This window comes from Enterobacter cloacae complex sp. 372C4 (assembly GCF_050030615.1).
Classification (GTDB): domain Bacteria; phylum Pseudomonadota; class Gammaproteobacteria; order Enterobacterales; family Enterobacteriaceae; genus Enterobacter; species Enterobacter intestinihominis.
In genome coordinates, this window is sequence record NZ_JBLGUQ010000001.1 from 3,290,897 (window position 1) to 3,311,906 (window position 21,010).

Consider the following 21,010-nt stretch of genomic DNA (forward strand, 5'->3'; position numbering starts at 1 on the left):
TGATATGTACAGGCTTATGTTAACTGTTTTGCTTTTGTATCCATTTTCAACCTTTGCCACATGTGTGTTGAATACGAGTAATACAAGCATGTTACAACAGGAACAAACAGTTCAAATACCCTTAATACATCAGATTATATCGGTTGGACAGGATATGCCCGTAGGTTCTGAAATATACAGGCAAACTTACCGCTCGGGACTAAGTCCCTACAAGGTAACCTGTGCAAGTACTAACGGTTATTTTAGAGTTAAACGACAGATTGATTATACCCCTCAACCAGTGTCAGGGTATTCTGGAAGCGTCTATACAACAGTATACGAAACGGGTATTCCTGGAGTGGGTATTAGTATATGGAATGGTTCAAAAGTCATATGGCCTTATGAAGAAATTATATGTCTCAGTGGTGATGATATAAATTGTACAGTAGATAATCCTTATAGTACTAACGCCTTTGATATAACACTTATAAAAACGGGCGATATCACCCCAGGACTCCTTGATGCTACGAATTTGCCAGCGGTTTCGATAAGTCTTGGGAAGCAAACAGAGAATTATGTAAAAATTGCAACTTACTCTTTTACTGGCAGCATTCAGATTAATACTTCAACCTGTACGACACCTGATTATACCGTCTCATTGGGGAACTGGTCGCAAACGAGGTTTAAGAGTAAAGGATCTAGCAGCCCGTGGGTGCCCGCCAGTATTGTTTTAACGAACTGTACCAGGGCAGTTGGAAATGCAACGAGTGGAAATGTCTGGTCGGAAAACGCTTCAGGCATAACCACAGGAGCCTTGACGCCTAACCCCTGGACTGTTTCTTTTACTTCCGTCAGCGGCGTTATTGATGCTGATAACGGCATCATCGCTACGGACACGTCAGCAACAGATGCTGCACAAGGGGTAGGGATACAGCTCAGCCAGGGTCTACCTGACAGCGCAGGAACTAACCTTATAAAAATCAGTGATAGTGCAATAACCGGAACGTTACCTACAACGGGAGAAACGTCATATGTCATTCCATTATCGGCGCGTATTATTCAGACCGAAGATTCTGTTGTGGCAGGTAACATAACGGGAAAGGTGGTTTACACTTTAAATTATCTGTAGTGTTCTGATATTTCCTGCCCTTTAGCCCCCTCATTTGCGATGTGGGCTGTCGCGGATGGGGGGCATTCCAGCGTTTTAAACACAACCGTACTACTGAACGCGTTTGTAGCGATCTCCGTTGTACATAAGATGATCGTCAAAAATGATGAAGTTATCCCCATTATTCGCCCACAGGAAGTTTTCCTTATCCAGCATGGCATTGATTTTTTTCGTGTTGTAATGGACGCCCGTTTCTTTATCCCATATGAGATCGGTTATTTTTACCGCATAGAAATGACGTTGCCCTGATTTCATGTCTGCTATAGAAATTTTAGCCGGGATCTTTGAATTTGTTTCCTCAATCCAATTTCCAACAAAAGCCTTTCCATTTTCCGGTTTACAGCCCGTCAGTGAAGTGATGAATAGTAACGCAATAGCATATGATGCCAGACGCATTGTCGATGCCTCTTAATCTATTTTAATAATGAAATGTTTCTGCTGACGTATTTTAGAGGAGGTGAACAGGGAGGGCAATTTGTGATCTGATGGCTTTGTTTCTTTTTTATAACGAGCATTTTCAGATAAAAATAGCCATTTTGTTATTATTGTTACTATTCCATGCTGGTATATGTGGTTTGAAGAGAGAGATGCAAGGAGAGGACGGGGATTATTCTGTCGGTAATGACTGAGTTTTTTTGACTAAATATCATCGAATGACAGAGCGGTATTCTGCCGGGGCAGTAAAGGCCTCCGATTATAGAGGCTCTTGGAATCTCATTCTCAGCGTTTACATGCGTTTCTCCGTTTCTTACCGTAAGGGCAGGTTTTGAAAATACAGCGGACGGAGGATGTACAAAATGAATTTTCAGGTTCTTTATCGCCAGGGCAGCTGGACATGTTGTGCATGACTCGCCAGAGCGTCGGGCTATACTTGTCAATTTGTATTATATTAATCTTCCGTAATTTTTCTGATATAACAATTCCGTTTTTGTTAACCTTAATGTTATCACCGGGTTTGATAAGATATTCTCCATTATACCAGAGCAGGTATTTATGGTTATATTGCGTAATTATCTTGGTGAAAAACGTTCCAGTAATAGGGCTGACAATAGTGCCTAATGAAATCCATAATTTTGTTGTTTCCACTCATCTACCTTTTTTTACAAAGAATATACTCCCTTAAAACAGTCTATCGTTCTCTGTGATAAGTACATAATAGATATTGCCTATATATAGAATAAGCACGGGTAAGCATCTAAAAGATGTTATGTCAAATACTTACACAATGCTTTACTTTAAAATGGTTAATAATACTAATATTTACGATTGAGACAGGTCGGAAGTAAATTTTACATTCTGCGCAAAAAAAATCACCCTTAGTTTTAAGTTAAGTAAGTATTGTCTGGTTCCTCCCTTTTTATTTAATGCTCTTCCCACAGGGATAATACCTCCTCAACGTTTCTTACCCCATCACGGAAATAATTGATGTGGTGTTTTTCGATAAAAAAGATTTCAAGTGAGAGAGCTAAAACGAGAAATACAATAAAAAATATGAAAAGGTTTTTGATCATGGCTTACGTCTAATTGCTTCATGTAAAAAAATAAATATATTCAATAGGTTATTTTTGTTAAAAGTAAGTTAATAACCAGCGCGCTGATAAGGATGAGTCCCATACCTGTCTATCGCCTAAATAAATAATATCAACATTTTGTTGTAAATTAAACTAATGGTGTGGTTGTTGTGATCCAGCGCACCTTCTTGTGACGCGACGTGTCTGGCAGCTGTTTGCTCTGGAAAAGGCTTTTGAGTGGAAAAACAAGAACGAGAAGCGCCAGGCGGTATGCCTGGCATGAGACAACGTGCGCGGCTCAAATATTTTTTTTGCGGGGTTATACCATTTTAAAGACGGAGAATTTTTTCGTGACGGGCAACATTCGTTCGGTATCCCCGTAAAGCGCAATGGCTATAAACTCCAGAGACTCCAGAGAGGTTTCTTTCGTCGCCTGAATCTGGGCTTCAGACGACGCGCCAAGCATCGTCGTGCTGAAGTAGTTAAACGTTATGTCCGCGCCCTGACATTTTAGCAGCGCTGTTTTGAGCTGATTGCTGTTTTTTGCCTGAAGGATGACAACCGGATAATGGCTAAGATAGGCCTGTAAACCGCTTTCTTCATTCGAATAGTCATGAAAGAGCGCGTCATCCGCTTTACGCATGATCCCAGCTGCGAGGTGGGCGGTGGCATTCAAAAGTAAAGCCGGCTCCATCATACGGTTAACAACGATATAGAGTTTTTTTTGATTGTCTTCAAACATCGCGATTCCTCAATGGCAACTTACTCACCCCGCATAGCCTGCTAGCGAGATTCTCGTTTATACCGGACATGGTCAATAATGGACATGACGAAAACTATGCTGGCGGCGGGAAGCAGCCAGGCCAGCCCCTGATTATGCAGCGGCATGCTGGCGGTGAGCGAGGCCAGCCACCGTGGACCGCCTGAAGAGTTGAGCGCCTCTGCCAGACCGAACAGGAAGGTAACGAACGCGGCGGGGATAATGACCAGGGTCGTGGAATGGAATTTTTCACGAAAGAAAAATGTCAGGATGAGCACCACGAATACCGGGTAAATTGCCGTCAGGACCGGCACTGACAGATTAATCAGTTGGGTAAGCCCAATGTTGGAGATCAGCATTGAGACGATGGCAAAAAACCAGATGCAGGTGCGATAGCTGAAGCGGGTGTGATCGCTAAACCAGGAGCCGCAGGCCGATGTCAGACCGATCGCGGTGACCAGGCAGGCAAGGGTCATCAGCACGCCCAGAAAAATATCTCCGGCAGCCCCGTAGCTAAAATGCACATAGGCGCTGAGGACCTGTGCTCCGTTCGTTGCGCCCTCAATCAGCCCGCTGCTGCTTAGCCCCAGACGGAACAAGCCTGCATAAACGACGACCAGCCCCACACCCGCAATCAGACCGGAGTATAGCGCGTAGCGGGTGATAAGACGTGGGGAGGTCACGCCCCTGGACTGAATTGCCCTGACAATCACCAGCCCAAAGACCAGAGCCGCCAGCGTATCCATCGTCAGATAACCGTTAGTGATCCCCTGAGAAAAGGGGGAGGTTGCGTACAGTCCCTGGGGTGGCATTGGCGCTCCTGCCGGGATGAGCACGGCCGTGACCGTCAGGACCAGCAGGGCAATGATTTTCAAGGGTGATAAAAATTTCCCTACGGTATCGAGAAGACGTCCGGGATAGAGGGACACCAGAATCACCAGGCTAAAAAAGATTAAGCTCCACAGGGGCAACCCGCTTTTATTCACATGATAATGCTGCAATGCCAGTTCGTAAGAGACGGTGGCGGTACGTGGAATAGCAAAGATCGGACCGATACAAAGATAACAGGCAAGAGTCAATGCCATACCGCAGATGCGCCCGGTGGGACGGGTGATGGCCGACAGCGAACCGCCCGCTTTCGCCATGGCAATGGCGGTAATCACCGGCAATCCGACGCCCGTCAACAGAAAACCCATTGCCGCAAACCAGACGGATGTGCCTGCCTGTAGCCCGATCAACGGCGGAAAGATGATATTACCCGCCCCGACAAACAGAGCAAAGTTGAGAAAGCCCAGAATAAAAATGTCTCTGACGCGAAAAGTAGTCATGTTGTTGTCTTCATCAGTTCTTTGCCGTAAAGCGCCAGGAACGAGAGTGCGGTTAAGTATAAAGCACATTCTGAAACAGTCCGGACCGGGGCGAACGTGAGGCTCAGTGGTGCTCGTGATGGTGATCCCCATGATGATTATGCCAGCCGTGGGCATGCGAAGGTTCATGGTGCCATGGGCGATGGTCCGGATGATGATGATCGGAAGAATGATGATCTCTAATGACGCATCCGCTGAGCATGAGGCTCAGGGCAATTAGGGCAACGTTAAGGGATAACTGTCTGTTCAGCATACTGCTGTCCTCTCGGTGAAGATTTACGATCGGGAGGCAATGATATCCACTAAACAAAAAGTTGTATTTTCAACTTTTATTTGTTTTTGAAATTAACCGTAACAAAATGATTCAAAAAACGCATATTTGTATGAAAAAAAAGGGATTTCTCAAGAGAGGTCTGAGGGATTATGCTTGCACACCTGTGCGTTTTCAGCGAAGCAGTAAATTCTTATGTAAATAAAGTTTTCATTGTAACTTATTGTATATTAGCATTTTTGTTGGGTGTGTTTTACTTGTTTGTATATCATTTCACCTTGTTTATCTTTATGTAAAAAGCGTAATGATAAGTAATTGATATTGTCACGTAGTGGAATAAAAAGGATAGTGCGCCCTCAGGAAAAACCACATAAGGAAAATGGTCAATGAAAACGTTAATCTCTCTTACTGCCCTCCTCGGACTAGCCTCTGCTTCTGCCTTTGCTGCCACTGCACCAGAGTGCGTAAAAGCTGACAATCAGCAGATTGAAGCGCTCTTCGATAAATGGAATGCATCGCTTCAGACAGGCGATGCCCATAAAGTGGCGGATAATTACCTGAGCGATGCGGTATTGCTGCCGACAATATCAAACCAGGTCAGGCTGACGGATAAGGAGCGTGTGGATTACTTCGAGAATTTTCTGAAGAAGAAGCCGTTCGGTAAAATTGACAGCCGCACCATTCGTCTCGGCTGTAATAAAGCCATTGATACCGGGACATACACTTTTACTTTCGCGGATAAAACATCCGTAACCGCACGCTATACCTTTACCTACGCATGGGACGGAAAAGCGTGGAAAATCTCATCGCACCACTCTTCTGCGATGCCAGAAGGGTAAACCCTGCCCCCTCTCCTGGTTGGGGAGAGGGGTAACGTCTTAACGGCGAACCGGCGCGCCGTTCGCCACGTAATACGCCGCCGTGCTCTTCGCCAGCGGCTCGCGCCCGCGAATCGCATCAGCAATTTTCTCGCCGATCATAATCGTGGTGGCGTTCAGGTTGCCGGTAATAATCTGCGGCATGATCGACGCATCCACCACGCGTAACCCTTCCAGCCCGTGAACGCGGCCTACGCCATCGACCACCGCCATTTCGTCGTAGCCCATCTTGCAGGTGCCGCACGGATGGAAGGCGGTTTCGGCGTGGTTACGCACGAACTCGTCCAGCTGTTCGTCGGTCTGGCATTCGACGCCCGGGCTGATTTCGCGACCGCGATACTTGTCCAGCGCGGGCTGGTGCATGATCTCACGGGTGATGCGGATCGCGTCGCGGAACTCCTGCCAGTCCTGCTCGTGGGACATATAGTTGAACAGGATCGCCGGATGCTGATGCGGGTCGCGGGACTTAATCCGTACGTGCCCGCGGCTCGGCGAGCGCATGGAGCCGACGTGGCACTGGAAACCGTGTTCTTTCACCGCGTTCGAGCCGTTGTAGTTAATCGCTACCGGCAGGAAGTGATACTGAATATTCGGCCACTCGAACTCCTCGCGGCTGCGGATAAACCCGCCCGCTTCGAAGTGGTTGCTCGCGCCCACGCCTGTGCCGCCAAACAGCCACTCCGCGCCAATCTTCGGCTGGTTCCACCACTGCAGGGCAGGGTAGAGGGAAACGGGCTCTTTGCATTCATACTGAAGGTACATCTCCAGGTGATCCTGCAAGTTTTCCCCCACGCCGGGTAAATCATGTACCAGCGGGATTTCAAACTGCTTCAGCAGTTCAGCGTTGCCCACGCCGGAGCGCTGGAGGATCTGCGGTGACGCAATAGCGCCCGCGCACAGCAGTACCTCTTTCTTCGCTGTCGCTTTTGAAGGAATGGTGCTTTCGCCTTCCAGCCACTCGACGCCCACCGCGCACTTGCCGTCAAAGATAATGTGATCGGTCATGGCGTGGGTGCGGATGGTCAGATTCGGGCGCGGTTTGGCCTGATCCAGATAGCCGCGCGCGGTGCTGGCGCGTCGGCCCTGCGGCGTGACCGTGCGATCCATCGGGCCAAAGCCTTCCTGCTGATAGCCGTTGAGATCGTCGGTGCGCGGGTAGCCCGCCTGCACGCCTGCCTCCACCATCGCTTCAAACAGCGGGTTCACGCCCGGCTTAGAGGTGGTGACGCTCACCGGACCGTCGCCGCCGTGGTAGTCGTTCGGCCCCACGTCGCGGGTCTCTGCCTTGCGGTAGTAGGGCAGGCAGTTGAGATAGCTCCAGTGCTCCAGACCCGGTTCTTTCGCCCAGTTGTCCAGATCCATTGCGTTGCCGCGCACGTAGCACATGCCGTTGATCAGCGACGAGCCGCCCAACCCTTTTCCGCGTCCGCACTCCATGCGGCGGTTGTTCATGAAAGGCTCTGGCTCGGTTTCATACGCCCAGTTGTAGCGCTTGCCCTGCAACGGGAAGGCCAGCGCGGCAGGCATCTGGGTGCGGAAGTCAAAGCGGTAGTCCGGCCCGCCCGCCTCAAGCAGCAGGACGGTGGTGTTCGGATCTTCAGTCAGTCGTGTTGCCAGAACGTTGCCGGCAGAGCCGGCCCCGATAATGATGTAGTCAAATTGCAAATAAACCTCCCGGTTAAAATATGGACTGGAATTTACCCATCTCAACCTGGATGGACTTCACCTGGGTGTAACTCTGAAGCGTCATGACGCCGTTCTCGCGGCCAATGCCGGAGTGTTTGTAGCCGCCCACCGGCATCTCCGCGGCGGATTCGCCCCAGGTGTTGATCCAGCAGATGCCCGCTTCGAGCTGATGAATAGCGCCGTGGGCGCGGTTCAGATCGGCGGTGACAATGCCCGCCGCCAGACCGTAGTCGGTGTCATTGGCGCGACGAATGGCCTCTTCGTCAGTGTCATAGGAAAGAATGGACATCACCGGGCCGAAGATCTCTTCGCGCACGATGGTCATTTCGTCGGTGCAGTCGGTGAACACGGTCGGGGCAACCCACGCGCCGTTATCAAAGCCGTCACCCTTCATCACGTCACCGCCGCACAGCACGCGCGCACCTTCCTCTTTGCCTTTGGCGATGTAGCGCATCACGCTGTCGCGGTGCGGGAAGCTGACCATCGGGCCGAAGTTAGTGTTTTCATCGAACAGGTCGCCCGCGCGGATGCGGCCCACGCGCTCAACGATTTTTTGCTCAAACGCGGCTTTAAACTTCGCGGGCACGAACACGCGGGTGCCGTTGGTGCACACCTGACCGGAGCTGAAGAAGTTGGCCATCATGGCGATATCTGCCGCGAGATCCAGATCCGCATCGTCAAACACTATCAGCGGGGATTTACCGCCCAGCTCCATCGTCACCTCTTTCAGGGACGAGGCCGCCGAGTTCGCCATCACCTTTTTGCCGCTGGCGACGCCGCCGGTAAAGGAGACTTTGGCGATGCCCGGATGCTCGGTCAGGTACTGGCCGGTTTCCGCGCCCACACCCGGCAGAACGTTAAACACGCCGTCCGGCACGCCCGCTTCGGTGTAGATTTCCGCCAGTTTCAGGGCGGTAAGCGGCGTTACTTCGCTCGGCTTGAAGATCATCGCGTTGCCCGCCGCCAGCGCCGGGGCGGATTTCCACAGGGCGATCTGGATCGGATAGTTCCACGCGCCGATGCCCGCCACCACGCCCAGCGGCTCGCGGCGGGTGTAGACGAAGGAGGTCTCGCGCAGCGGGATCTGGCTGCCTTCCAGTGCCGGGATCAGCCCCGCGTAGTACTCCAGCACGTCCGCGCCGGTGACGATGTCGACGGTCGAGGTTTCAGAAAACGCTTTACCGGTGTCGAGGGTTTCCAGCTTTGCCAGCTCGTCGTTGCGCTCGCGCAGGATATCGACGGCGCGACGCAGGATGCGCGAGCGCTCCATGGCGGTCATCGCCGCCCAGATTTTTTGCCCGCGCTTTGCGCTCTCTACGGCGCGGTCCACGTCTTCACGCCCGGCGGCCTGCACGCTCGCCAGAACTTCACCGTTGGCCGGGTTGATGGTCTCGAAGGTGCGACCGCTGGTGGCGGATGTATAACCACCATTGATATAAAGCTGCTGTTCTGCCATTCGGGACATGCTTCCTCCTCGGTTATTCGGTCGGTAAATGCTGGCTGATAAAGTGGCTGGTAAGCGACTGGGCCAGGGTTTTATCCAGCGGTTTGCCGCTGAGCGCGGCGCGCAGCCACAGCCCGTCAATCAGTGCGGCGAGCCCGTAGCCCGCCTCTTCAGCCTGTTCACGCGGCAGTTCGCGGCGGAATTCGTACACCAGATTTGAGAGCAACCGGCGGCTGCTGACCTGCTGCAAACGATAGAGCATCGGCTGATGCATGCTGCTGGCCCAGAAGGCCAGCCAGGCCTTCATCGCCGCGCCGCTGACCTGGGTTTCATCAAAATTGCCGCCGACAATCGCCTGCAAACGCTGCTCTGCACTGCCGTCCGGCAGGGCGCGTAAACGGCTTAATACCGCATCGCGTAACTGACCGGTGATGTCGCGCATGGTTGCTTCCAGCAGACCGTTTTTATCTTTGAAATAGTGGCTGATGATCCCCGTGGACACGCCCGCCCGACGGGCGATTTGCGCGATGGTTGCGTCATGCATTCCCACTTCATTAATTGCTTCCAGCGTGGCATCGATGAGCTGCCTGCGCCGGATCGGCTGCATCCCCACTTTGGGCATTTTTGCCACTCCATTCATCAGCATTGGTAATCTATTAAAGCGGTTTTTGATTGGACGTTCAATATAAAATGTGTCTTAATTGTTGCGATTTTGGATTTTAATAGTTACAAAAACAGTGGGGATACTGGATGACAGACCTTTCACAAGACAGAGAAAAAGACAAAATCAACCCGGTCGTTTTTTTTACGTCCGCCGGGCTGATTTTGTTGTTTTCCCTGACGACTATCTTCTTTCGTGATTTTTCTGCCGAGTGGATTGGGCGCACCCTGAACTGGGTGTCGAAGACCTTCGGCTGGTACTACCTTCTGGCGGCGACGCTCTATATCGTGTTCGTCGTCTGCATTGCCTGCTCGCGCTTCGGTTCGGTGAAGCTTGGGCCGGAGCAGTCCAAGCCCGAGTTCAGCCTGCTGAGTTGGGCCGCGATGCTGTTTGCCGCGGGCATTGGCATCGACCTGATGTTCTTCTCCGTGGCGGAACCGGTCACGCAATATATGCAGCCGCCGGAAGGGGCAGGGCAGACGATGGAGGCCGCGCGTCAGGCGATGGTCTGGACGCTGTTCCACTACGGCCTGACGGGCTGGTCAATGTATGCCCTGATGGGCATGGCGCTCGGATACTTTAGCTATCGTTATAATTTGCCCCTAACCATCCGCTCCGCGCTGTACCCGATTTTCGGGAAAAAGATCAACGGCCCGATTGGCCACAGCGTCGATATCGCGGCGGTGATCGGCACCATCTTCGGCATCGCCACCACGCTCGGGATTGGCGTAGTGCAGCTTAACTACGGGCTGAGCGTGCTGTTTGACATCCCGGATTCGATGGCGGCGAAGGCGGCGCTAATTGCGCTGTCGGTGATCATCGCTACCATCTCGGTGACCTCCGGCGTGGATAAAGGTATTCGCGTGCTCTCCGAGCTGAACGTCGCGCTGGCGCTGGGGCTGATCCTGTTCGTGCTGTTTATGGGCGACACGTCGTTCCTGCTCAATGCCTTAGTGCTCAACGTAGGTGATTACGTGAACCGCTTTATGGGCATGACGCTGAACAGCTTCGCCTTTGACCGCCCGGTGGAATGGATGAACAACTGGACCCTGTTCTTCTGGGCGTGGTGGGTGGCCTGGTCGCCGTTTGTTGGCCTGTTCCTGGCGCGTATTTCGCGCGGGCGCACCATTCGTCAGTTTGTAATGGGCACCCTGATCATCCCGTTCACCTTCACCCTGCTGTGGCTGTCGATTTTCGGCAACAGCGCGCTGCACGAAATTATCCACGGCAATGCGACCTTCGCGCAGGAAGCGATGGTGCACCCGGAGCGCGGCTTCTACAGCCTGCTGGCGCAGTACCCGGCGTTTACTTTTAGCGCGTCCGTAGCAACCATTACCGGCCTGTTGTTCTATGTCACCTCGGCGGACTCCGGCGCGCTGGTGCTGGGGAACTTCACCTCAAAGCTGAAGGACATCAACAGCGATGCGCCGAACTGGCTGCGCATCTTCTGGTCCGTCGCCATCGGCCTGCTGACGCTCGGGATGCTGATGACCAACGGTATCTCTGCGTTGCAGAACACCACGGTGATCATGGGCCTGCCGTTCAGCTTCGTGATCTTCTTCGTGATGGCCGGGCTGTATAAATCGCTTAAGGTGGAAGACTACCGCCGCGTCAGCGCCAGCCGCGACACCGCCCCGCGGCCGATGGGCGCGCAGGACAGATTGAGCTGGAAGAAACGCCTGTCGCGCCTGATGAACTACCCGGGCACGCGCTACACCAGCCAGATGATGGAGACGGTCTGCTTCCCGGCGATGGAAGAGGTGGCGCAGGAGCTGAAGCTGCGTGGCGCCTACGTGGAGCTGAAAAACCTGCCGCCGGAAGAGGGCGAAACCCTGGGGCACCTGGATCTGCTGGTGCACATGGGCGACGAGCAGAACTTTGTTTATCAGATCTGGCCGCAGCAGTATTCGGTGCCAGGGTTCACCTACCGGGCGCGCAGCGGCAAATCGACCTACTACCGGCTGGAGACCTTCCTGCTGGAAGGCAGCCAGGGGAATGATTTGATGGATTACAGCAAGGAGCAGGTAATTACGGATATTCTGGACCAGTATGAACGGCACCTGAACTTTATCCATCTCCACAGGGAAGCGCCGGGGAATAGCGTGATGTTCCCGGATGTCTAAACGGATTCTTAAAATACCTTCAGACTGTATATAAATACAGTTATTTGGCGCAGCATTACTCAAGGAAGAGTAACCATGCAGCAAGAGCCTGATGCTGAAGCATTCGGGCTTTTGCTGCGTTTAGGGAAGGAACTATGGATGAGTCATGCGATAGAGTTTATCGAAACATCACTCTTTACCCGACAGATTAAAAGCATTGCTACGGATGATGAATTAAAGGATCTGTAAAAGGAACTTATTGCCTGGCCTGATAAAGGTGACCTGATCCAGCAGACGGGGGGTTTACGTAAAATAAGGATGGCGGCAGGCTCAAAGGGAAAGAGAGGGGGGATCAGAGTGATTTACTTTCTTGCCACAGAGGAGGTGATCTATTTCATTATGGCCTATCCAAAATGCATAAAGGACAGCCTGACAGAGACAGAGAAAGCAGAACTTAAAAAGCTGACTTCCATTCTGAAAAATACTGCTTCCCGTGCCGTAAATTTGAGGTGTACTATGTACCCTAATCAGGCAGGTGGAGGCTGATAATGAGTATTTTTAATGAATTAAAATCTTCGCTTGAAGAGGCCGTTGAGATCCATAACGGAAGAAAAGCCGCTTCCCGGGTAACCCGCTATGAAGTTGCTGATGTGCGCGCCATCAGAGAGCAGCTCAATATCACGCAAAGCGAAATGGCGAAGGCGCTTGGCACGAGCGTCGATACGATAAAGAGCTGGGAGTCTAAACGTCGCAACCCAACCGGGCTGGCGGCGAAGGTACTTAATGTGATTCGGGAGAATCCTGCATTTTATAAGGCACTTGCCGGGCAGTGAGTCGCCCTTATGCCGGGTGGCGCTGCGCTTACCCGGCCTACAAAACTCCAAAACTGCTTTACCGTAGGCCTGATAAGCGAAGCGCCATCAGGCTCTCCCTCCGTTGACATAACTTTAATGATAACTATTTTCATTTAAATATAGCCTGTGCTATACCTTATAGCACGGGCTAATTTTGCTTTTAATTTAATCACCTCAGGAGACTTCTGCGATGCATCCACGGCAAGGATTGAAGCGTCTGTTGCTCGGCGCGCTGCTTATGACCGCGACCACAACCGGCGCGCTGGCGGCTGAAAAGTTCCAGGTCATCACCACTTTTACCGTTATCGCTGATATGGCGAAAAACGTAGCGGGGGATGCCGCAGAGGTCACCTCCATCACCAAACCGGGCGCGGAAATTCACGAATACCAGCCCACCCCGGGCGATATCAAACGCGCGCAGAAGGCGCAGCTGATCCTGGCGAACGGCATGAATCTGGAGCTGTGGTTCCAGCGCTTTTATCAGCATCTGAACGGCGTGCCGGAGGTGATTGTTACCAAAGGCATCACCCCGATGGGCATCAGCGAAGGGCCCTATAACGGCAAGCCCAACCCGCACGCGTGGATGTCGCCGGACAACGCCCTGATTTACGTCGATAACATCCGCGACGCGCTGGTGAAGTACGATCCGGCCAACGCGCAGACCTATCAGCGTAACGCCGACGCCTACAAGCAGAAGATCACCGCCACTCTCGAACCGCTGCGCAAGCAGGTCACGGCGATCCCGGTAGACAAACGCTGGATGGTGACCAGCGAAGGGGCGTTCTCCTATCTGGCGCGGGATTTGGGCCTGAAAGAGCTGTACCTGTGGCCGATCAACGCCGATCAGCAGGGCACGCCGCAGCAGGTGCGCAAGGTTATCGATCTGGTGAAAAAACATCACATTCCGGCGGTGTTCAGCGAAAGCACCGTCTCGGATAAGCCCGCTCGTCAGGTGGCGCGGGAAACCGGCGCCCATTACGGCGGCGTGCTGTACGTTGACTCCCTGAGTGCAGAAAACGGCCCGGTGCCGACCTATATCGATCTGCTGAACGTCACCACCCGCACGCTGGTGCAGGGCATCCGCGACGGGATGAAGGAGTAACCATGCAGAAGGGGATTGTTGTAACCGACGTGACCGTGACCTACCGCAACGGCCACACGGCGCTGCGCGACGCGTCGTTCAGCGTGCCGGGCGGATCGATTGCCGCCCTGGTGGGGGTGAACGGTTCCGGCAAGTCCACGTTGTTTAAGGCGGTGATGGGCTTTGTGCGGGCGGCGAGCGGCACTATCTCCATTCTTGGGCTTCCGCCTCACCGGGCGCTGCGCCAGAACCTGGTCGCCTACGTGCCGCAGTCGGAAGAGGTCGACTGGTCATTTCCGGTGCTGGTCGAGGACGTGGTGATGATGGGCCGCTACGGGCATATGGGGTTTCTGCGTCGGCCTAAAGAGCGCGACAGGCAGATTGTAACCGACGCCCTGAAGCGCGTGGATATGCTTGAGCTGCGCCATCGGCAGATTGGCGAGCTCTCCGGCGGCCAAAAGAAGCGCGTGTTTCTGGCGCGGGCGATTGCCCAGCAGGGCGAGGTGATCCTGCTCGACGAGCCGTTTACCGGCGTGGACGTCAAAACCGAAGCCAGGATCATCAGCCTGCTGCGGGAGCTGCGCGACGAGGGTAAAACGATGCTGGTCTCAACCCACAATCTGGGCTCGGTCACGGAATTCTGCGATTACACGGTGATGGTCAAAGGCACCGTGCTGGCGAGCGGCCCGACGGATATCACTTTTACCGCTGAGAATCTTGAGCGCGCCTTCAGCGGCGTGCTGCGCCACGTGGTGCTCAGCGGCTCGGAAGATCGCATTATTACCGACGACGAACGCCCCTTCGTCACGCACCGACAGGAGGCCAAATGAACGTGCTTCTCGAACCCTTCGGCTACGAGTACATGCTCAACGCGATGTGGGTCTCGGCGATGGTGGGCGGGCTGTGCGCGTTTCTCTCCTGCTATCTGATGCTCAAAGGCTGGTCGCTGATCGGCGATGCGCTGTCGCACTCCATCGTGCCGGGCGTAGCGGGCGCTTACATGCTCGGGCTGCCGTTCTCGCTGGGGGCGTTTTTATCGGGCGGGCTGGCGGCGGGCAGCATGCTGTTTCTCAACCAGCGCAGCCGCCTGAAGGAGGACGCCATTATCGGGCTGATCTTCTCCTCGTTTTTCGGGCTGGGGCTGTTTATGGTCTCACTCAACCCGACCTCGGTGAACATTCAGACCATCGTCCTCGGCAATATTCTCGCCATCGCCCCGGAAGATATCGTCCAGCTGGCGATTATCGGCGTGGTGTCGATAGTTATCCTGCTGTTCAAATGGAAAGATCTGATGGTGACCTTTTTTGATGAGAACCACGCCCGCGCCATCGGTCTGCGTCCTGAACGCCTGAAAATTCTCTTCTTCACGCTACTGGCGGTCTCTACCGTGGCGGCGCTGCAAACCGTCGGCGCATTTCTGGTGATCTGTCTGGTGGTTACGCCCGGTGCGACCGCCTGGCTGCTGACCGATCGCTTCCCGCGCCTGTTGATGATTGCCGTCGCCATTGGCAGCATCACCAGCTTCCTCGGTGCGTGGGCCAGCTATTACCTCGACGGCGCCACCGGCGGCATTATCGTGGTCGCCCAGACGCTGCTGTTCCTGCTGGCGTTCGTCTTTGCGCCGAAGCACGGGCTGCTTGCCAGCCGCCGTCGGGCGCGGGAGGCACATCCATGATGACGCTGATCCTCGAACCGTTCCAGTTTGCGTTTATGAACAACGCGCTGCTGATTTCACTCCTGGTGGCCGTGCCCTGCGCGCTGCTGTCGGTTTTTCTGGTGCTGAAAGGCTGGGCGCTGATGGGCGACGCCATGAGCCACGCGGTGTTTCCCGGCGTCGTGCTGGCCTGGATGATGGGCCTGCCGCTGGCGCTGGGCGCATTCGTGGCCGGTCTGTTCTGCGCGGTCGCCACCGGATACCTGAAGGATAACAGCCGAATTAAGCAGGATACGGTCATGGGGATCGTCTTTTCCGGCATGTTCGGCGCCGGGCTGATCCTCTATATCGCCGTCAAACCTGAGGTGCATCTCGACCACATTCTGTTCGGCGATATGCTGGGCATTAACGGGATGGACATTTTGCAAAGCGGTCTCGTCGCAGGGTTGATTGCGCTGGTGATTGGCCTGAAGTGGCGCGATTTTCTGCTGTTCTGCTTTGACTATCAGCAGGCGCAGGCGAGCGGCCTGCGCACCCGCTGGCTGCACTACGGCTTACTGTGCATGGTTTCGCTGACCATCGTGGCGACGCTGAAAGCGGTGGGTATAATTCTGTCGATTTCGCTGCTGATTGCCCCCGGCGCCGTGGCGGTGCTGATTACCCGACGCTTTCACATGGCGCTGCTGGTGGCGGTCGCCGTTTCAGCGCTGGTGTCGGTAAGCGGCGTTTATGCCTCGTTTTATCTCGACAGCGCGCCCGCGCCGACCATTGTGGTCCTGTTCGCGATGGTGTTTATCGTGACGTTTGTGGTGACCAGCGTGAAGGCACGTCGCCAGGAGCGTGTGACAGCAGAGTGATGACCTGTTCGCCGTGCTGCTGCCAGTGCAGGGGGAAGGCGGTGCCTTCCTCAAAGCCTGCCAGTTGACGGGTCAATGCCAGCGTGAGCGTCTTGTCGTCGAGCTTGGTAACGCGGGCGCAGTCAAAACCCATCCAGGCCTGTACCTGAGGAAAGAGGGCCTTGAACAGGCTCTCTTTGGCGCTGAACGCCAGCGTCAGGGCGAGGGCGAACGGGTATCCCGAGCGGGAAAGCACAGGTTCTTCCTGCGTATCAATAATGCCGTCTTTGATTTCCCAGGCTTCGTTTTCGGAAAGGATCGTTTCACAATCAATGCCGATAAGCGCCGGGTGATGCGTGACGACGGCCATCGCCTGCGTGCCGCTGTGGGTGATGCTGCCGGAAATACCTTGCGGCCAGAGCGGTTCGCCGCTGGGGCCGATGCCGGGGATTACGCGCTCGTTTAGCGCATGCGCCGCGGCGATGCGGCCTGCCAGGTGGTCGGATTTGCGCTTGCGTCCGGCGTCAGCCAGCTGTGCGTGATGGGGGAGCCAGAGGAGATCGGCGTCGGTGAAGGTGGTGGGGTCGAAAGTGATGCGGTGAAGGGTGTGGCCGGCGAGAGAAAATGTGCTGTGGGTTGTGTGCATGGTTTTCCCTTCAGTATTGTGCGGCCTGATGCCCTCACCCCGGCTCTCTCCCAAAGGGCTGAGGGTTCCCCACAAATTAATGCGAGCACTGAGCAATCCCCTCGCCCCTCCGGGGAGAGGGTTAGGGTGAGGGGAACATACGGCGGTGGTGGTCATTCCGTTCACTTTATGTTCCTTGCTACTCTGTAACGACATGACCGGTGAACGTGCCAGGGTGGCTCAGTCGCCACCACCCTGGCGACCCGTGCTCCCGGCGGTAAATCGCCGCTTCGCGGTGCCCTCGGCTTATTCCTTCCGGCTTATCGGGTACGGGCGGAGGCAACGTCCCTGTTAAGCCGCCCTCTCGGCGCATCCCTGCGCCTCGCCCCGGCCGGAAGGCAAACGCCTCAGCGATTTACAGCCGGACCAGGGCATCGCTGACAGCTCTCAGTCATTTAGAAAGCAACTTTATTGCTTCTGCATAAAAAAATTACTGGGGATCCCTCAGCCCACAGGGAGAGGGGGAAGTCACTGCCTGTATCAGAACCTCGTATTCACGCTCATGTACCAGGTGCGACCCGGCTCATTATACGTATACGCACCCGCACCGTACATATACGCACCCGTCGTGGTATTACCCGTGGTCTGGGCGTTACCGGCGCGCCACTGGCGCTTGTCGAAGACGTTGTCCACGCCGCCGGTCAGGCTGACGTTTTTCGTCACGTCCCAGGTCGCGCTCAGGCCAACGATGCTGTACGGGCTGACTTCGTCTTTCTCAGACCCGGTCACCGGCTGACCTTTGTAGTTGTACTTCTTCGGCTGCTGCTTGCCGTACCAGGTGAAGGTCGACTGCAATGAGACATCCTGACGTACCTGCCAGCTCAGGGTAGAGTTCAGCGTATACTCCGGGATGATCGACAGACGATCGCCAGTCTCCTTGTTCTTGCTTTGCAGCATGTAGGTGATGTTGTTGGTCCAGTTGATGGTATCGCTGACCGGCACGTTCAGGGAGCCTTCAAGACCTTCCACTACCGCCTTCGGTACGTTTTCCCACTGGTAGATATCGGTGGTGACTTTGCCGGTGGACGTCTGGCCAATCGGCGCGTAGCCCGCTTCAATCTTGTTGCGATAGTCGTTGCGGAACCAGGTCACGCCCGCCAGCCAGCCGTCGCGTTTCCACTCCAGGCCAATCTCTTTATTGATGCTGGTTTCCGCTTTCAGATCGTCGTTACCCATCATGTAGCAGCCCACGCCGTCGGAGCTGGCGTAGCAGCCCTGGCCTTTACTGTACAGCAGGTAGTTCGGGTTGGTCTGATACAGGCTTGGCGCTTTATAGGCGCGCGCGATGCCCATCTTCAGGGTGAAGTCATCCCCCAGACCTTGCGACAGGTTCAGGGACGGGCTCCAGTTATTGCCGACAATAGTGTGGTGATCGAAGCGCAGGGCAGGGGTCAGCATGGTGCTGTCGGTCAGCTCCATGTTGTTTTCGGCGAACAGGGAGAAGATCTCCGCTGACGTGTAGGGGCTACGGTCTTCGCTCATGCCCGGGATGGTGCCGCCCTGCTGGGTTTGCGTGAAGGAGGTCGAGTCCTTCATGCGCTGCTGGTTCCACTCGGTGCCGAGCGTCAGGTTCTGGTTCACAATGAAATCAATCGGCAGGTTGATTTCGCTGTGCAGCATCACGTCGGACAGATCGGTGTCGGTGAATTTATTGCTGTTGAACAGACCTTCAGTACCGCCCGCCAGTCCTTCACCCAGACGGGAGTTGCGGGTGTGCTCGTACTGCGCCCAGTTGCTGGTGGTAATGCCGTTATCCCAGCCGCCGTTCCAGGTCACGGCGAAGTTCTGGCGATAAATACGGTTTGTCTCTTTACCGTAGTTCTTCTTCACCAGCGCGTTGTCGTTGTTGGTGTTCTGCGTGTCGCCCGCATACAGGTTGTTCTGGCGGCTGTAGCCCGCTTCAAACTCCAGCGACTGCATCGGTGCGAAGTCCCAGCGCACCACGCCGTTGATGTCTTTGTTTTCCACACCTTCACGGCCTGCGGGCAGGGTGTTGGCGTAGGCACCGGTACGTTCAGACTGGTGACCCTGGTTGATGTCCCACGCATCGGCCTGGGTTTTGTCCAGGTTACCAAACATGCGGAAGCTGAAGTCGCCGCCCAGCGGGCCGCTCAGGCTGAAGTTGGTGCGTTTAGTCGAACCTTCGTCCTTATGTTCTGGCGCGTTCAGGTAGGTGTTCCAGGAGCCGTGCCACTGGTCGTCAAATTTTTTGGTGATGATGTTCACCACGCCGCCCGCCGCGCCGTTACCGTAGCGTGCAGCGGCCGGGCCACGGATCACTTCGATGCGCTCGATCATCTCTGGCGGTACCCAGCCGGTATCGCCGCGGGTGTCACGCTCGCCGCGCCAGCCCAGACGGATGGAGTTGCGGCTGGTGACCGGCTTGCCGTCGATCAGGATCAGGGTGTTTTCCGGGCCCATGCCGCGAATGTCAATCTGACGGTTGTTCCCGCGCTGGCCGCTGGTGGAGTTGCCGGTCAGGTTAACGCCCGGCATGGTGCGGATGATTTCCGCCACGTCGCGCGCGGGCGGGTTTTTGCGGATCTCATCGGCGGTGATGGTTGACACGCCCGGCGCCTGCAAATTCTGCTCGGCGGCGGTGATCACCATGGTGTCTTCGTGCTGCGCGGAGGCGGTGTTGTCGTCTGCCATGGCGGGCAGCGCGACACCATAAATCCCTAAATTGACCAGCAAGGCCAGAGAGTGAATCTTCTTATTCATTGTACGTCCCGCTTTTATGGTTATTTAATGAGCGCGCTTCCCACAGCGCGGGCATTACGCTATTGCAAATGCAAATAGTTATCAATAATATTATCAATAAAATTTGCTCTGAAACAAAAAAGACTGTTAAACATGGGGTTATAAGGGTGACGGCGTTAACAACCGGAAGTGAAGCGTGGTGGCAGGCGAAAAACGGGCCGGAACGGGAACGTCATCAGGAAAACTATCGCGTGACATTCTGGTGGCGGGACCCGGCGGGAACGCAGAAAACGTCGACGATTAAACGCGTCTGGCTCTACGTCACCGGCGTGACCGATCACCATCAAAATGCCCGTCCGCAGTCCCTTGAACGTATCCCGGATACCGACGTCTGGCAGTGGCAGGGCGAGTTCAGCCCCGAATGGCGCGGCAGCTACTGTTTTATCCCCTCCGACAATGAAGATGATTTTGCCAGCGCAGTGTTTGAAGGCGAGCAGCCGGACCGCATGGCGCTGCGCGAAGGCTGGCGCAAACTGCTGCCGCACGCGGTTTCCGATCCGCTGAATGCGCAGAGCTGGCGCGGCGGGCGCGGGCACGCCGTCTCGGCGCTGGAGATGCCGGAGGCGCCCGTACAGCCCGGCTGGAATCATCCCGATACGCCCTATAAAAAGCCTGTCTGCATTGAGTGGCACAGCGCGCGTCTGAAGAACCATCGCCGCGTGTGGATTTTTACCACCGGGGATGAAAGCCCGGAGCGCCCGCTGGCGGTGCTGCTTGACGGGCAGTTCTGGGCCGAAAGCATGCCCGTCTGGCCTGCGCTGGCGTCGCTCACCCATGAAGGCAAACTGCCGCCTGCGGTTTATGTCTTAATCGACGTCATTGACACCGCACACCGCAGCCGCGAGCTGCCGTGCAACCCTGATTTCTGGCTGGCGGTGCAGGACGAACTCCTCCCGCAGGTGAAAAGCATGGCCCCGTTCAGCGACCGCGCCGACCATACCGTGGTGGCGGGCCAAAGCTTCGGCGGGCTCTCTTCCCTCTATGCGGGCCTCAACTGGCCGCAGCGTTTTGGCTGCATCCTCAGCCAGTCCGGATCCTACTGGTGGCCGCACCGCGGCGCGCAGCAGGACGGGCTGCTCATTGAACAACTCAAAGCGGGTGAAAAAACCGCTCGCGGGCTGCGCATCGTCCTTGAGGCCGGGCGCAACGAGCCGCTTATCTTACGCGCAAACCAGACGATCCTCGCCGAACTACACACTCAGCAACCGGTTTTCTGGCGTCAGGTTGACGGCGGACACGATGCGCTTTGCTGGCGCGGTGGGCTGACACAGGGGCTGATGACCCTCTGGCAGCCGCTTATTCAATAACGGAGT

18 protein-coding genes and 1 pseudogene are annotated in these 21,010 nt (G+C 55.0%); 10 read left to right on the forward strand and 9 right to left on the reverse strand.

Going from position 1 to position 21,010, the window contains the following annotated elements:
* Positions 1 to 88: 88 nt before the first annotated feature.
* Complete coding sequence (locus tag ACQG11_RS16035; RefSeq protein WP_426728572.1) at positions 89 to 1,108, forward strand: fimbrial protein; 1,020 nt, start codon at positions 89 to 91, stop codon at positions 1,106 to 1,108.
* 90 nt (positions 1,109 to 1,198) lie between these two features.
* Here the strand turns inward: ACQG11_RS16035 and ACQG11_RS16040 are convergent, their stop codons facing one another.
* The 4 genes from ACQG11_RS16040 to brnQ form a co-directional block, all read right to left on the reverse strand.
* The gene (locus ACQG11_RS16040) at positions 1,199 to 1,543 is read right to left on the reverse strand and encodes a hypothetical protein (RefSeq protein WP_063201122.1); all 345 of its coding nucleotides are present in this window, start codon (positions 1,541 to 1,543) and stop codon (positions 1,199 to 1,201) included.
* Between the two features lie 324 nt (positions 1,544 to 1,867).
* Entirely contained in the window at positions 1,868 to 2,233 is a 366-nt protein-coding gene (locus ACQG11_RS16045) for a hypothetical protein (RefSeq protein WP_124304280.1), read from the reverse strand.
* A 744-nt stretch (positions 2,234 to 2,977) separates the two neighbouring features.
* Positions 2,978 to 3,400 (reverse strand): DUF2000 domain-containing protein, encoded by a 423-nt coding sequence (locus ACQG11_RS16050; protein WP_063139120.1) that lies wholly within the window; start codon positions 3,398 to 3,400, stop codon positions 2,978 to 2,980.
* A 41-nt stretch (positions 3,401 to 3,441) separates the two neighbouring features.
* Complete coding sequence (gene brnQ / locus ACQG11_RS16055) at positions 3,442 to 4,746, reverse strand: branched-chain amino acid transport system II carrier protein (protein WP_063201115.1); 1,305 nt, start codon at positions 4,744 to 4,746, stop codon at positions 3,442 to 3,444.
* Between the two features lie 696 nt (positions 4,747 to 5,442).
* On the opposite strand from brnQ, the gene ACQG11_RS16060 reads away from it, so the two are divergent.
* Complete coding sequence (locus ACQG11_RS16060; protein ID WP_426728573.1) at positions 5,443 to 5,895, forward strand: SgcJ/EcaC family oxidoreductase; 453 nt, start codon at positions 5,443 to 5,445, stop codon at positions 5,893 to 5,895.
* A gap of 39 nt (positions 5,896 to 5,934) precedes the next feature.
* Here ACQG11_RS16060 and betA read toward each other — a convergent pair whose 3' ends face one another.
* From betA to betI, 3 genes are read right to left on the reverse strand one after another with little or no spacing between them, the layout of a single operon-like run.
* Positions 5,935 to 7,599 carry a choline dehydrogenase gene (gene betA, locus ACQG11_RS16065; RefSeq protein ID WP_426728574.1) on the reverse strand — a complete coding sequence of 555 codons (1,665 nt, stop codon included), beginning with the start codon at positions 7,597 to 7,599 and terminating at the stop codon, positions 5,935 to 5,937.
* A 13-nt stretch (positions 7,600 to 7,612) separates the two neighbouring features.
* On the reverse strand, positions 7,613 to 9,085 hold the full coding sequence (gene betB, locus ACQG11_RS16070; protein ID WP_063147982.1) for a betaine-aldehyde dehydrogenase: 1,473 nt from the start codon (positions 9,083 to 9,085) through the stop codon (positions 7,613 to 7,615).
* Between the two features lie 13 nt (positions 9,086 to 9,098).
* Positions 9,099 to 9,686, reverse strand: coding sequence for a transcriptional regulator BetI (betI, locus tag ACQG11_RS16075; protein WP_023299544.1), 588 nt, complete (start codon positions 9,684 to 9,686; stop codon positions 9,099 to 9,101).
* 128 nt (positions 9,687 to 9,814) lie between these two features.
* Here betI and betT point away from each other — a divergent pair, with 128 nt between their 5' ends.
* The 7 genes and pseudogenes from betT (at position 9,815) to ACQG11_RS16110 (ending at position 16,273) form a co-directional block, all read left to right on the forward strand.
* Positions 9,815 to 11,848: a choline BCCT transporter BetT gene (gene betT, locus ACQG11_RS16080; protein WP_022647365.1), complete on the forward strand. Its 2,034-nt coding sequence runs from the start codon at positions 9,815 to 9,817 to the stop codon at positions 11,846 to 11,848.
* A gap of 138 nt (positions 11,849 to 11,986) precedes the next feature.
* Positions 11,987 to 12,373 (forward strand): annotated as a pseudogene (locus ACQG11_RS16085) (type II toxin-antitoxin system RelE/ParE family toxin).
* Between the two features lie 2 nt (positions 12,374 to 12,375).
* Positions 12,376 to 12,660 carry a NadS family protein gene (nadS, locus tag ACQG11_RS16090; RefSeq protein ID WP_003858821.1) on the forward strand — a complete coding sequence of 95 codons (285 nt, stop codon included), beginning with the start codon at positions 12,376 to 12,378 and terminating at the stop codon, positions 12,658 to 12,660.
* A gap of 211 nt (positions 12,661 to 12,871) precedes the next feature.
* A complete protein-coding gene (locus tag ACQG11_RS16095; protein ID WP_022647367.1) occupies positions 12,872 to 13,783 on the forward strand; it encodes a metal ABC transporter substrate-binding protein in 912 nt (303 codons plus the stop codon).
* Positions 13,784 to 13,785: 2 nt separating this feature from the next.
* Entirely contained in the window at positions 13,786 to 14,592 is an 807-nt protein-coding gene (gene sitB / locus ACQG11_RS16100; protein ID WP_038415616.1) for an iron/manganese ABC transporter ATP-binding protein SitB, read from the forward strand.
* Complete coding sequence (sitC, locus tag ACQG11_RS16105) at positions 14,589 to 15,437, forward strand: iron/manganese ABC transporter permease subunit SitC (protein WP_032624704.1); 849 nt, start codon at positions 14,589 to 14,591, stop codon at positions 15,435 to 15,437. The genes sitB and sitC overlap by 4 nt, the downstream gene beginning before the upstream one ends.
* The gene (locus ACQG11_RS16110) at positions 15,434 to 16,273 is read left to right on the forward strand and encodes a metal ABC transporter permease (protein WP_426728575.1); all 840 of its coding nucleotides are present in this window, start codon (positions 15,434 to 15,436) and stop codon (positions 16,271 to 16,273) included. Before sitC ends, ACQG11_RS16110 begins: the two co-directional genes overlap by 4 nt.
* Here ACQG11_RS16110 and entD read toward each other — a convergent pair.
* Positions 16,209 to 16,898, reverse strand: a complete 690-nt coding sequence (gene entD / locus ACQG11_RS16115) for an enterobactin synthase subunit EntD (protein WP_426728576.1) — start codon at positions 16,896 to 16,898, stop codon at positions 16,209 to 16,211. The two genes, ACQG11_RS16110 and entD, sit on opposite strands and share 65 nt — an antisense overlap.
* A gap of 519 nt (positions 16,899 to 17,417) precedes the next feature.
* Positions 17,418 to 19,658, reverse strand: coding sequence for a TonB-dependent siderophore receptor (locus ACQG11_RS16120; RefSeq protein WP_023299551.1), 2,241 nt, complete (start codon positions 19,656 to 19,658; stop codon positions 17,418 to 17,420).
* Between the two features lie 146 nt (positions 19,659 to 19,804).
* Between ACQG11_RS16120 and fes the strand changes: the two genes are divergently transcribed.
* Positions 19,805 to 21,004 carry an enterochelin esterase gene (gene fes, locus ACQG11_RS16125; RefSeq protein WP_426728577.1) on the forward strand — a complete coding sequence of 400 codons (1,200 nt, stop codon included), beginning with the start codon at positions 19,805 to 19,807 and terminating at the stop codon, positions 21,002 to 21,004.
* The last annotated feature ends 6 nt before the right edge of the window (positions 21,005 to 21,010 follow it).